Consider the following 14,495-nt stretch of genomic DNA (forward strand, 5'->3'; position numbering starts at 1 on the left):
TCCCCCTCATTTTTTCGGCAACCTTAGACAGATACTACATTGACAAGAAGGAGCTATGTAACATGTTCAAAAAAGTAACGTCGCTACTGCTACTTGCAACCCTCTTCCTATTTGGGGTTCATCCCGCAAGTGCCGTAACGTTTGACTTCCAACTCATTACAGATTCAGAAAAAAGTTGGACGATTACGTTCAATGAGAATGTAAATGAGCGAGCAGACTTGAATTCGATTCATATACAATCTGCTAACAAAGTGGAGCACGAGGTCTCTAGTGTATTATCGGACGATTCCACAAAAATTATAGTGAAACCGACAAAACCTTATCGATTTGGGACCGAATACACACTTGTCATTCCAAAAGGCTTAACATCTGTAAAAGGAACTCCATTAAAAGAGGATGTGACAAAATCATTCACATTGCAAAGTACATACATCGACACCATTGAAACAGACTCAACTTCATGGCTGACGAATGTCGTTGTACAAAGAAAAAGTTCAGATGTGTCTCACATGACTGTCTCACTAGAAGGTTTTTTAGAAGAAATGACACTTCTTCGTCAAAACAACCAATTCTCGCGTGGTATAAGAGGTCTTGCAGCTGGTCAAACAGTTATCATCCGTGCATACGATGAAAACAATCAGTTACTTGAAACACAGTACTATGACGTTAAGTAATATAGGAGGAATTTTTACATGAAGAAAACATTATCGCTACTTATGACATTTATGCTCATTCTTTTAACAATTGGCCCACTTCCCCCTGTATTTGCAGCATCGTTCCCCGGAACCATTACGGGAAGCACTGCAACGAGCGGTTTAGACGGGAAAGGTTCAATTACTGTATCCAACGCTACACCAGGCGCCACGCTAAGATTGACACCTCAATCAGGTGGGACATCTAATACGATTTCCTCCGCAACAGGTAGCGACACATTCAATAATGTAGAGCCTGGTATTTATACTGTCACCCAAGAATATGGAGGTGAGATTTCAGCACCTTCTAACGAAGCAAAAGTACTGCCGAGCTCCGTGTTGTTGGCAGAACCAAACCAAAGTGGAGTCATTACCGTGTCAGGTGCAAAAGCAGGTGCAAAACTAACAATTCACCATGACAAAATCGGCTTTCTTCCACGAGAAACATCAGCCAATAACAGCGGTGTCGGGTTTTACAACGTCGGATATGCGGCTGAACAAGTACCGCCTGGTAAAAACTATCGTGTCGTACAAACGATAAACGGTGTGTCAAGCTCCGAGTCCAATTCGATTGACATCGCACCAGAACGTGTTCGCTTAACCGTCACCATTTCAGGTGCTGGCGCAAACAATAACGGTGGGGCCATTCGAGTAGACGACACCAAAAAAGGTAATCGCCTATTTCTTTACAAAGTGGCTTCTGGGACAGAACCAGTCATTCGAACAGTTGAAGCAGAAGATACGTACACATTTACTGGACTAAGTGCTGGAGAATACTACGTTGTCCAAGAAGAAAATGGCGCGGAAAGTCCTCAGTCTAACTACGTTAAAATTATTGATGAAATGGCACCAACAATTGAACTCGTCGGTCCTTCAGAAGACCGCGTTTCCATGCCAAAAGATAATAGCAACTGGGAATACCCGGTAAGCGTAGGTGATGTCACGACAACTGACAATATTAGTACACCAACTATCGAGATTAAAATCGACCCTGATCGTAAAATCAACACACCCGGTGTCTATAAAATCACGTATACCGCTACTGATGAGGCAAACAATAAATCAACCGTTACCAAAACAGTCACTGTTGCACCTCCAACACTAGAAATTGATAAAGTTGTTAATACATTTATTCCTGGAGAAAATCCACCCGGTCGTGCAACAGGAGATATTTGGGTGAATAACGTTATGGGTGAAGCAACGTTAAGAGTGTATCAAGACCCAGGCGGTAAACCGATTAAAACAATTACACGCGCCAACGACAGTTCTATGGGTGTCTTTGAAATAACAGATATTCCAGTTGGCACAACATACTATGTAACACAAGTCGTCAATGGCATTGAAGGTGAACCTTCGCCGCGGATCGATATTAAAGATACAACAAAACCAACGATTCAGCTTCACAATAGTAGTGTAGTAGAATTTGTACGTGGCGATACTTACACAGAGTACGGTGCCACAGCAACAGATAACCTTGATAATTCAGCGGAGTTATCTTCCAACATCGCTATTGATAGTGGCAATGTCAACATGAGTGTCCCTGGAAAATATACAGTGACATATAATGTAACTGACAATGCGGGTAACCGTGCAGATACTGTGACTCGAACAGTCTACGTAAAGCCACATGCTGTCATTGCAATCGGTAGTAATGCTGACCTCGGTGAAGTTGGCGTGAGTAATGCGTTTCCAGGTACTGTATTAAAACTATACAGCACATCAGACAGCACAACACCTATTGCAGTTTCTCTACCATTACCAGCAGGTGTCACAACATATGTCTTTAAATCACCAACGAGAGCAGACGGTACCGTCATCAATCCTAATGCAAAAATCCCACCAGGCAGTTACTATGTCGTGCAAGAATTTTCGATTAGTGGTGGTGAAATATTGGAAAGTATGCGTTCGAATATCGTTGATATCCGCGATACGAATCGTCCATATATTACAATTGAAGGTCCAGAAAACTTATTTTTCACTTGGGACAAAACAAAAAATCAGTACACATACGATGGAACAAATAACATCGGTGCATTTTTAGATCCTGGTGCTACTGCAGAAGACTATTTAGATGATCATGCAGAATTAACCCAAAACATTAAAAAGAAAGTAACATTCGGTACAACCATTCTTTGTAATGAAAACATTTTAACGAACCCAGCTTGTGATAATCCAATAGATATTGAAGTACCTGGTATCTATACGATTACGTACAGCGTTACAACAAAACGTGGCGCAAAGGCTGATGACAAACAACGAACCATTACAGTTGCACCACCAAAAGTAGGAAAACTAACTGCTGAAGCAGGTAAAAGCACGATTGCAGTTGACGATGTTTTCCTCCATGTAAAAGCTGTTACGACGGTTAATCTCTATAACACATATGAACAGTTAATCGAATCGATTCCTCCGTCAAATGACGGCACAGTCTTATTCACAGAAATTCCTGCTGGTCTTGGTTATTACGTTACCCAGACTGTCAACGGTGTTGAAAGTGCACCTTCCAACCCTATCAATGTGACATTATTTGAAACAGCAAATGAGGCTGCGCTCATTACATCATTTGAATTTGCGCTTGAGCGTGCGATAGGCGTGATTGACCATAAAGCAGGAACGATTGAGGTTGTCGTCCCTAAAGATACTGTTATCACGAGCTTAAAAGCAAAGTTTGAAGCGACAGGCAGTGTAAAAGTTAACAACGTAGAACAAATAAGCGGAAACACTCCACAGAACTTCTCAAGTCCTGTGAAGTATACAGTTACGCCAGCTGATGGTAAACAACCAAAAGACTATATCGTTACTGTCACAAAGGAAAGCTTTAAAACAGAAGCATGGACAACGACCGTACGTAAAGCGGTATCGTTCTCTCTAGCCGGCTCTACACATACTTTATTGCCAAATGAAGTATTAGAAGGCAAGAAAAAAGGCATTAGTTTTGTTGGCCAAGACCGAGCAATTCATGTGCCTGCTGCCAATGTGATTGAGACCACTTCACCATCATTGACAGTTCAAACACAAGCTTTAGTAACCAACTCGACAGATCCAGCTTGGAGTAAAAATATTAAACAATCCATGGACATCCGCTGGGGGAATTCGACACAACCTTTCATGCAGCCGATTGAAATTGAAATTGCTAATCCAGATGGCAAAAAGTTCGCACGATTAGTTCGTGCAAACAATCAGTTATATGCCATCATTCAACCAAGCGAAATGCAAGGCAGTAACATTGTTGGTCTAGCAACTGAATCAGGCACTTATGCGCTAATCGATGACCTTGCAAAACCAAGTATTCAACCAAGCACAACAAACGGCCAAACAACATATCGCTTGTCTACTGCTGCCGTTGGTGCACAAATTTACTATACGACAAATAGTAGCCATATCGCATTTGATCGTAGTGCACGGAAGGCTTCATTAAACAACTATGCGTTAGACAGCACACTAGCAAACTTATCCGATTGGACGCTTTATACACCAGGTCAACAGATTTCTGTACCTGCTGGTGAACTCTACGCGTTTGTTATGAAGGACCGAGTCATTAGTCCACTCAATCATGTAGAAGCAATCACATCAACCAATTGGAGAGCCACTGTAAATCGTCCAACGAGCCATATTTTCACAATTAAGTTCAATGCAAGAGTAGATCGTAAAGCGTTATACAGCGACATGATTTATGTCACGGATGATGTGACGAATGAGAAAGTAGACACGCGTTTAGAATTAAGCAAAGACGGCAAATCTATTTCCGTTATTCCAACGAAAGCTTATACGCGCGGCAAACAATACACACTTCATATCGAGCGTCAGTTTAAAGGCAACACAAAAAACAATGAGTTTTTGAAACAACCATTGACGCAGACGTTTATTGCACAATGAGTAAAAGCGATTGGCCCGTAATTAATGGGACCAATCGCTTTTTTTATAATTGTGAAGAAAATATGATAAAAAACCTACTTATTCCTCCAATTGTTGCGCAGTTTCCAACACTGCAATATAATGTGTTAGTTCTTCTAGGACATACTCTTGTACAAGCTCAATTAGCATAGAAGGGTCTTTTTCATTTTCATGATAGTGTTTGAAGCTATCGTAATATCTCCGCGTATCCTGAAACTTCATATTAATGGGTGGATAACCTGATGATAGTAAATCCAAATTCATCAACAGCCTACCTATTCGACCATTTCCATCAATAAATGGATGAATACTTTCGAATTTCAGATGAAATATAGCAATCCGTTCAACAACGTGCATATCCCTCATATCTGTATCGTATTCTGCCATAAGCTGTTCCATCTGAAGTGGTATTTCAAAAGGCTGTGCCGGCTTATGATTAGAGCCCGTAATTCTAACAGGTACACTCCGATATTTGCCCTTATCACTCGATGCCCCCATTAGAACAAGACTATGAATATTTTTAATAATTTGCTCTGTCAGCTCTTCCTCATCCTTCACAATCTCCTCGATATAATAATATGCCTCTTTATGCCCCACAGCCTCCAAATGGTGACTAAGCGGCTTCTTATCAATCGTAATTCCTTCCTTCAAAACAAGTGCCGTTTCTTCCAGCGTTAATGTATTTCCTTCAATCGCATTAGAATTATAGACAAAATCTATCATAAAATCTTCTGCTAATCGTTTAACACTTTCAGAAGAAAGCGGCCGTAACGTTTTAAGCTTGGCGATTAGCGCATCTATTTCTTGAAACATCCTTCCACACCCTTCCCTCATTAATTTTATGATACGGAATATAGGTTTTATTTACAATATATGTGGTTTGCATAATATACTAATCATCTAGCGTCTGAAACCAGATGAATAAAGAGAAGCGATTACCCTACTAATGAAGGTAATCGCCGTTTTATGAATCTTAGTTATTTCCCCCTATAACAATTATAGATGGAACTCCTTCAGACTTTGCATTTCTTTGTTTCAATATAATTTTATTACCCGATTCTACCTCTGCCTCGTAGAAAGATGATTCATTAGTAATTTTATCAGCAATAGATGTCTCATCACTTATCCCCGTAAATGTTTCACTTCCGATTTTAAGTATATCTGTTGTCGCTAAAGCTGTTATTACTGTAAATGTGAATTCTGCTGGTATTGCATCTTCAGAATCAACATACTCCTTCACCGGAGTAACTGTCACTTCCACTTCATCAACGCTAACTTCGGGTGGGTTACCCGCACTCGGCGTTTCTTGTGTCAATATAATTCTTTTCCCATCTACCCTTGCTACAAAATCAAAAGATTGTAAGTTAAACTCCTTAACTATGTCCGCTTCCTTTGTCAAATTGCTAATCTTTACATTAGCAATCATAATGACATTGGACCCGGTTAAATCATTTAATACGAATCCAAACTCTGCTGGGACGGCATCAACTGCATTTTTATAAGCTGTTTTGATTGTAACTGTCCCTATTTGTCCTGTTGGTCCTTTTCCATCTTTCTTAGCAGTATTATATGTGCTTAGCGCTGTGTTCAGTGCTGTAACCGCCTCATCAACCTCCGACTGTGATGCATTAGTATTAGAATTCACAGCTTGGGCCGCCGTTATTGCTGTATCTAATGCTGTTTTCTCAGCCTGTGTTGTCCATTTCTTATCAGGTTCAATATTCTTACCATCTGTTGAAATAGCTACATCAACACTAGTAGCAGTAGCCTCTGCAATTTTACTTATTAAATCCTGTTTAACAATAATCGGTGCTTGTTCAATAGTAAATGCACGACTAATATCCTTTTTGTATATACCTTTAGTCACTGTAAAAGTAACATTCACTGTACTCTGCTCTTTTGGTTGTACTACTTTTCCATCCAAGTTAATAATAGTTGGCTGACTTGATGATTTTATTGTTACTACAAAACCTTCATCAACAAGTGCTCGAGCTTGCGTTAACACATTTTCTCCATTTGTTAGTTTGTCTATAGTTCCAGAAGTAATTTTGCCTATTTGAGTCTCAAGCTCAGCATTTGCAGTATCCGCTTCAGGTGTATATCCATCCCCTTGAATTGTCACTTTTATTGAAGGCGATGACACAACATCGGACACCACTACAGCATTGAATGAAGCACCTGATGGTAAGTCTGTCACTTGTGCGTCTTTTGAATTGTTATTTTTAATAATCACGCCATCGTCATTCGAACCGAACTGTAATTTACCGGCAATTGTTGTGGTGTCTGGAAATTCAAATTGATGGTTAGATAGTTTTTTACTTTCCACCCCATACTGATCAGTCGCTACTATTTCTACGCCATTTGTAACATCAACTAATTGCGTGAAACCAAATAAAGGGTTACTGTTTTTGTCAGGTTCAAATGACAATGATGTTTTTGATACTTTAATCTTCTCGACTCTTGGTGGAACATTTGATATTTTAATATCTTGTTCGATTACTTCGCCAGATGATTTAATTTTTATTTTTATTTTGTCTGCTACTTCTGTTTTGTTTCCATAATAAAACTTTTCTTTAACTCTTATTTTTCCATCGGTTGTAATTTCAATTTTGTCCTTTAGACTCGTTGATAATTCAAATGTATACTCTGTGCTCTCTTCATCAACAGCATATTTCAATGGTTCTTCACGATTTTCTAAAATACCTAAAACGATAACTTCTCTATCATATATACCTATAGGTTGTACTGTTTTCCCCCCATACAAGGCATCATATAATATTTCGATTGGTTCTATTTTATAAGCCATGTAGTCTGTTCCATCCGTCACTGTAAGCGTAATTTTTTGGTCACTACCTGCCACCATTATATTACCATTGTAAATCGCAATTGTTACTTCCTCAGTTCCAAGTGCTTTTGGAGTAATTATATTGTCTACAACTTCTAAAACTTTAGATGCTGGATTCGATTTTGCAACAACTAAACGGTAATCATTCGGCAGTGAGCTCATAACGTTACCATATTGGTCTTTAATAGTAACCTTAGCTTCGTCAATCGTTTGTGCACTATTTACTTGTTTAATATCAATCGTTTTGCTGATTAAGCTTGGTGACTTTTCTTCCCACGTGCGTGGTGCGATTTTCTCCTGTACCGTAATCGTTTTTGTCACGATTTTCATCGTGGAGGATTGGCCAGTTATTTTCAACGTACCTGCTTTAATGTCAGTTGCCTTAAAAAATAGACTTGGCTTGTTATTATTACTAGGATCTAATTTAATTTCTGGCTGAATTTGCGGGTCAATGATCCATGAAATACCACTTACTGGACTTGTAAGAATGTCCAAGTCTGGAATTAGCTTTTTCTCTTTATCCTTTGCAACAATTTCAATAAACTGGTCTTTACCTTCTGTAAATGGCACTGGAACGATTAACTCAATCTCATCCGTCCGCGTACTTTCGGCTACAACTACTATATGAGATGCTTTTTCACCATTGGCAGTAGTCAACGTCACTTCGGTGTTACCTAGTTTAGGTGTACCAGTTAACGGTAATCCTATTCTTTTTCCTGCAAATCCGCCTGTTGCGACTTCAACCTCTTTGAGTTCAGTTGTTGCTGCAAACTTCACAACGGTCGGGTCTGTTTGGACTAAACGCAAGACACTAGGTGTCGTCAAAATGCTCAAGTCTAGGATAGGTTCATCATATTGATCTGTTGCTTCTATCATTAGATAGAACTCTTCGGCATTCAATCCCTCCAAGATAGTTGTTTCTTTTAATGAACCATCATCAAATTTATCTGTCGCTTTATTATAAACGCCTAAAATCTTAATACCTTCTACAGCTGCTTTTGTTGAGAGTGTTACTGTTTTTGTGACTGGTGGTAGCTTGCCATATGTCAGCGTTAAGGTGACTGAATCGCCTTCTTTAGTATTGGTAGTAGTAATTGTAACCTTTCCCTTGGCTACCTCATCTACTTCCACAGTAGCATCTTTAACTGTCGTAGTTGCTGTAGCTTCTGGTCGTTCTATAGTAGTGTCCGTAATGTCTTCCCCATATTGATTCTTAACTATATAATCGATTGTTGCTTTATTCGCAGAAATACGATTTGCGTAGTTACCCAGAATTTCAATAGAGGCAAGTGTTTCAGGTTTGACCGTGACTGTTGGCGGTGTGGTTGGCAACGGCTTACTTGCTACACCATTAGCGGTCAATGTGTACTCCTTATCTGTCGTTCCATTATTTAACTTCCCGGTCATTTCAACCTTAGCAACTGTCTTGTTAGCATTAAACATAACAGCCTTCACAGTAGCTCCGTTATTCACATCAAACAACGCAACACTCGCATCTACCGCCCGATTAAAACGTACTTCAAATGTTGTCGCGTTCAACACGCTAATTGTCATTTCTAATGGTTGGACAATATCTTGTAATTTAGCAATCGTTTTTTCTAGTTTTTCGATTGCAAGTGGATCTGCGCCTACTGATTTAGCTGTAGCAATTAACGTTGTGGCTTGTTTAATAGCTTCAGCATGCTTATCCATTACATCAACCGGTGCTGGAAGAGCATCTACCGCTTTTTGTGCTTCTTGCAATGCTTTTGCTGGGTCTACTACTTTCGGAGTAAAGCTCGTTGCCAGTTCGTATCGGCCAGTCCCATTCACTTGAATATAATAAGTGCCCGCTTTTAATTCTCTCGTTAATGTAATTGACGTTTGATTTTCCTTATAAGCTAACAAATCACCGTCGCTACCATTTTCATCGTGTAGATAAAGCGATAATGTGTTTGTGTCTAACCGCTTCAAGTTGATGTCTAGTTGTCCGTTTTGTGGAAGTCTAATTTTATAAAAATCAGTCGTATCTGTTCCTGCTACAGTTCCTTGAATCGTTTCGTCTACATAGATGTCAGACGCTTGTTGATATGTATTGTTCGACTCAATATCTGCGCCTTCTTTTGTCGTTGTAAACTCCATTTTGTATTTTTTACCGTTCTTCAATAAAATTTTCAACGTGTAATTTTGCCCACCTAATAATCGTTGTACAGACTTCACTTTGACGATTTCACTATTGTTATAGCTTGGTGGTCGAACTGGAATAAGCTTATTATTGTGCTCGATAGTAATTGCTTCGATTTTCCTAGGCGTTGCGATGTCAGAAAAATTGATAGACCACTCCTTCGTTAGTGGTACATCAGTCTTTTCAGGAAATGTCTCCCACTCTTCGTCAGCAAATAATTGGACATAAGCCTCGCTATTGTGACTGCGAACGCCGTAGTCATCAAATGGCACTTCTTCATTAGCTGCTGCTTGTAATGGTGGCAATAGTGTAATAACCAACAAAAGCGACAACAATATTGAAAATAACTGTCTCACTGTCTCATCTCCTATGTATGATAGTAAAAAAACCTACATTAAAACGTACACACGGCAGTTTTAATATAGGTTTTCGATCCGTCGAGGACTTAACTTGTTACTATAGTCGAATTTGAAACTGCATCTGGTACTTTTTCTTCAAATTCTTTTGACTATATTTTGTTTTCACTGTGTTTTCGATGAATAGATAATAGGTTGCACCTAATGTGTAAGCACCGTCACCTTGTAAGCGAATTTCTAGTGTTTTTGCATCATCACTTATTTCATGTCCAACTGAAACTCTTTCGCCTACTTCGTTTTCAATATAGACGTTATTTCTATTCACGGAGTTGATATCTAATTCTTCATTGAACCGAATATACCAAACCTTATTCGGCTCGACATTTGTTTTTGCATCAAATGTTTCATAACCTGGTCTCGGGAACCCAATCGCCCCGTCTTGTTGCTCTACGAACACTGTAATCATATCGCTTTTGCTACCATCATAAACAGAGGTAACAGATATAACCGCAAGTCCTTGTGAGTGTGCTGTTAGAATTCCTTCTTCGACACTAACGACAGATGAGTCACTAGAGCGCCAGCTCACCGTTTTGTCTGTCGCATTAGAAGGGCTAATAAGAGCCCGCAACATTGTTTGTTCACCTACAACCATATTCATTGTAGAGCCTCTGTCTATTTCAACATTTTCTACAGGTACCTTTGTTAAAATTTGCTCAGAAACAGTGAATACATTTCGCTTCTCACGGGATATTGGAAGTTCCACGACATTGGGATTCAATGGATCCAATCGTTCCTTCGCAACTGCTCCCGTTTCACTATCACGTACTACAAAATCATAATAATAATCACCAGGTGGTAGTGTCCTTGTAACTACCCACGTATTATTTGACTTCCTCTTCATTGGTATTTCTACCCAATCACTAAATTCCCCTTTAACCGCAACATAACTTGTCTCCGCATCAAATTCCAACAAACCGTTATAGTCATGGCTACTGTACGTAAATGTTACTTCCTTATCATCAATAATTGGACCTTCTGTAGCATATTGATCGACTGTCAAATAACTTATTGGCTCTCCAGCTGAACTGTTACCTCGGTCAATATTCAGTGGATCTGACATCCATTTCCCGTTCACTCTAAATCCATATTCGTACTTTCCAGGCGGCAAATTATCTTGCAGTGTCCATTCGTTACCACTTCGCACAAGTGGAATATCATCCCATTCATTGAAGCTACCTGACACTTGAACGTCTACAATATCGCTAGTGCCAATATATTTAAATAGCACTTGTCCTCCTTGTACGAAAGGATAGTCTATTTTCTTCATCACTTCGTCAATGCCTGATACTGGTTTGAAAATCGGTAATTTTGATGTCGAATCATAAGATTCCTGGTCCCATTTCCAGACCGTCCCATCGTGATGAATAGCTAATGTGTAACTATTAATATTAGCGCCACCGCCTCCAATTGCGAAAGCATTATTGACACCTTTAATCTGGATCGGGGTTGTACGTGCTTCTTTTGTTCCTGATGTATTGCGACCCCAGGTCCAAACGCTACCATCATCTTTAACAGCAATCGTATGGTCATTCCCCGCTGCAATCATTTTGACGCCTTGAATGCCTTCCACTGTGACAGGGTGAAGTCGCTCTTCTCTTCCACCATCACCAAGCTGACCGTAGAAATTGGATCCCCATGCCCAAATCGTTGTACGATTTTGTGCTAAGGCAATCGTGTGATTATCCCCTGCCGCAATTTCCATAATGCCTGTTAAACGTTCAATTTGCTTTGGCATTGGGTTGATATGTCCTGATTGTCCAATACCTAATTGTCCGTTCGTATTCCGCCCCCACGCAAAAACTTTTCCATCTCTCGACAATGCTAGTGAGTGGTGTGCACCTGCCGCGACTGCAACAATATTAGATAAACCTGGCACCAATTCTGGTGTAATCGCTCTTCCCTCTTTACCAATTTGGCCGAACTTTCCTGAGCCCCACGCCCATACTTGGCCACTTTCATCGACGGCTAACGTATGAACTTCCCCTGCCGAGATGGCGATAGCTTTTAATGCTTCTACTGTATTTTTCATTACTTTTGTCGGTTCGGCGTTATACGTCATTTGATCGGTTGTCCCAATAAATGGCGTGGTATAGCCAAGTTGCCCATCTGAGTTACGTCCCCATGTCCAAACTTCGTTATTCTTATCAAGTGCTACTGTATGGTCACCACCGGCAGCAATGGATTTAATATTAGCTAACCGATTGCCGTCTTGTTTTCGGATAGCACTTGGTTTATCGGACTCTAAAGAACTTAGTCGAACGCCTAGTTGTCCATACTCATGATCGCCCCAGCTCCAGACACTACCGTCGTTTTTTAAGACAACAAAATGATTTTTTCCAATATCTATTACATTTTCATGATTCGCAACCCCATATGCCTGAGCCGTTTGCCCAAATGGTATGATCAGTGGAATCAGTAAAACTAGTGCAAGTACTATACTTTTTACTCGAGTGAACAATACTGTCACACCCCTATCCTATTATTGTGAATCGATTTCTACTAAAATTGTGACTCTATACATCTGTCCACCGTGCATGCCCTGCAAAACAACCTCTTTTGTTTGTTCAGCAAAGACATCGGCAATGAATAATAAGCCATCTTGGAAGAATACTTGTGAGTATCCACCAAAGACATTCGGATTAACTACTGACCAACTTACCTCTGATGGAGACTGATCGAGTGTCAGCCTAACACCTGTACCTTCCCATGCTTCAATTGATTGTGAGAGCAATTCAGGGTAATACCATTCGCTTACTGTTTGGCCACCTTCTCCCTCAACCGGGTCCGTGTCAATCACTTCAATAACACCTGTTCCTTCTTTCGGTGGAATCGCTTTGTCTCTTGGTTTCGTTACTATCAATTTGTTAGGATCCCAAACGACTAGCTTTTCAATTTCTGTATTATTCTTAATTGTCAGCTTGGCATCCGTATTTTCGACAATTACCACACCGTAAGTTCCGATTAGCGTTACTTCATTATTGCTATGCAATGTTAAATTCGGCATGGAGTTGACGCTAACTACGCGCATATCGCTTGTATTTTGTAGATCAATACCATTTGAAGAAGTAAAATCAAATAAATGAAGTGAGCCACTTGTAGCAGTTGTAAGACCATCCACATGTGTTCCTTCTAAAATAGCAAAACCACCAGCTCCAACGTCAATAGATAAGTTTCCACTAACCGTCGTATCCTTCAAACGCGCCGTAATATTAGAACCTTGAAGCGTGACATTGCCCAAAATCCCATTGCCAGCACCATCAATCGTCACACTATGATTAATCGTCACATCCCCCATAATGGAGTCTGTTAGTGTAATTGTTTTAATAGTAGGATTCTCAAGCGCCATTAATAGCTGCTCATGATTCCCCACTTCAGTTTTACTGCCTAGTGAATAAATAATCCCTAGTGTATCCAGTTCCGTAACTGGAATGTGGCTCGCAATCGTTTGTAATAATTTCGGATCTTGCATTAACTCATAAACCGTTGTTTGTTGACCAAAAATTTTGTCAGGCTTTGCAATATAGTCATTGACCGTAAACCCGCTCGTTCGGTTCGTCACACGAACTTTGAAATTCCGATTGGCCAACACTTTTCCAGCATGGTTGAAAGCCGTCAGATGAAAATCCTCCGCAGTTCCTGTGCAAACAGCTTGTCCTTCACAAACTAGTGCATCCAAACCTGCTTGCCCGAGCGTAAATCCTTTTACAGATGATCGATATTCTAAATCACGGGCATACTGCTCCTCGTCATTGACAGAAACAGTTAGTCGCGTTGCCTCCAGATCTGCTTTAACATCCATATTGGTCATGGAATGACTTTCCAAACTTGGGTCTGCCACGCCTTTATAACGATGAATCGTTTCAATCCCTGTTAAATATATTTTCGGGACATGGACGGCGATATCTCTATAGGCATTATTTTTCAAAATGTTCATATTAATCGTTTCCGGTGCTGATTTTATAAATACAGATTCAAAGCCTGGTAAAACCTCGTATAGTTTAAATGGTAGCCGATAATCAGTTAACTGATCAAAATGTAGCTTGGCATCCTTTTCAATCACTAGCTCGTAGTCTAGCGCACCCGATGCATAGTCAAGATACTCTAAATTTTTAAATGATATCATGACCGTATTGCCGTCAACAGTGATTGGGTGAATAATATTGACCTTCTCCGTACCGCGAAGGACATAGACATTTTGCCCCATCATGATGTCTGAGATGGATAGGTTTTTATCGTAAAATGTCATTTTAATTCTTTTGGCACCATCAATACCATTAAATTGTACCCCTGCATCTTTTTCAAACGTATATTCATAAGGTGGTCGCTCCGCCGCGTTTACAGTGAAGCTGAACGAGACAATCGTAGCGATTGCCAGCAGCATAACAAACTGCATACGCCAGATCGTTGTAAATCGTTTCAAATGTAGTCCCTCCAATTGTAACCATAGTGTTGTAAATTCCCTGTCAAACTATGTAACTCCATGC

General features: G+C 40.0%; 6 protein-coding genes. 2 read left to right on the plus strand and 4 right to left on the minus strand.

Translation table 11 applies throughout. From position 1 onward, the window contains the following. The first annotated feature begins 62 nt into the window (after positions 1 to 62). Both N1I80_RS17750 and N1I80_RS17755 read left to right on the plus strand, forming a co-directional pair. Positions 63 to 674, plus strand: coding sequence for an Ig-like domain-containing protein (locus tag N1I80_RS17750; protein ID WP_340739166.1), 612 nt, complete (start codon positions 63 to 65; stop codon positions 672 to 674). A gap of 18 nt (positions 675 to 692) precedes the next feature. Further along, on the plus strand, positions 693 to 4,568 hold the full coding sequence (locus N1I80_RS17755) for a DUF5011 domain-containing protein (protein WP_340739167.1): 3,876 nt from the start codon (positions 693 to 695) through the stop codon (positions 4,566 to 4,568). A 78-nt stretch (positions 4,569 to 4,646) separates the two neighbouring features. Here the strand turns inward: N1I80_RS17755 and N1I80_RS17760 are convergent, their stop codons facing one another. The 4 genes from N1I80_RS17760 to N1I80_RS17775 all read right to left on the minus strand — a co-directional run bounded on the left by N1I80_RS17760 (position 4,647) and on the right by N1I80_RS17775 (position 14,431). After that, the gene (locus N1I80_RS17760; protein WP_340739168.1) at positions 4,647 to 5,399 is read right to left on the minus strand and encodes a Fic family protein; all 753 of its coding nucleotides are present in this window, start codon (positions 5,397 to 5,399) and stop codon (positions 4,647 to 4,649) included. A 160-nt stretch (positions 5,400 to 5,559) separates the two neighbouring features. Beyond that, positions 5,560 to 9,951, minus strand: a complete 4,392-nt coding sequence (locus N1I80_RS17765; protein WP_340739169.1) for a pre-peptidase C-terminal domain-containing protein — start codon at positions 9,949 to 9,951, stop codon at positions 5,560 to 5,562. 100 nt (positions 9,952 to 10,051) lie between these two features. After that, positions 10,052 to 12,469, minus strand: a complete 2,418-nt coding sequence (locus N1I80_RS17770) for an RCC1 domain-containing protein (RefSeq protein ID WP_340739170.1) — start codon at positions 12,467 to 12,469, stop codon at positions 10,052 to 10,054. 21 nt (positions 12,470 to 12,490) lie between these two features. Further along, the gene (locus tag N1I80_RS17775; protein ID WP_340739171.1) at positions 12,491 to 14,431 is read right to left on the minus strand and encodes a hypothetical protein; all 1,941 of its coding nucleotides are present in this window, start codon (positions 14,429 to 14,431) and stop codon (positions 12,491 to 12,493) included. Positions 14,432 to 14,495: the final 64 nt, after the last annotated feature.

The organism is Sporosarcina sp. FSL K6-3457, from assembly GCF_038007285.1.
Lineage (GTDB): Bacteria > Bacillota > Bacilli > Bacillales_A > Planococcaceae > Sporosarcina.

What these genes read in the sequence shown, in the direction of transcription:
- N1I80_RS17755 (WP_340739167.1), top strand. Translation starts at nt 693, where the DNA reads ATGAAGAAAACATTATCGCTACTTATGACATTTATGCTCATTCTTTTA.
- N1I80_RS17760 (WP_340739168.1), bottom strand. Translation starts at nt 5,399, where the DNA reads ATGTTTCAAGAAATAGATGCGCTAATCGCCAAGCTTAAAACGTTACGG.
- N1I80_RS17750 (WP_340739166.1), top strand. Translation starts at nt 63, where the DNA reads ATGTTCAAAAAAGTAACGTCGCTACTGCTACTTGCAACCCTCTTCCTA.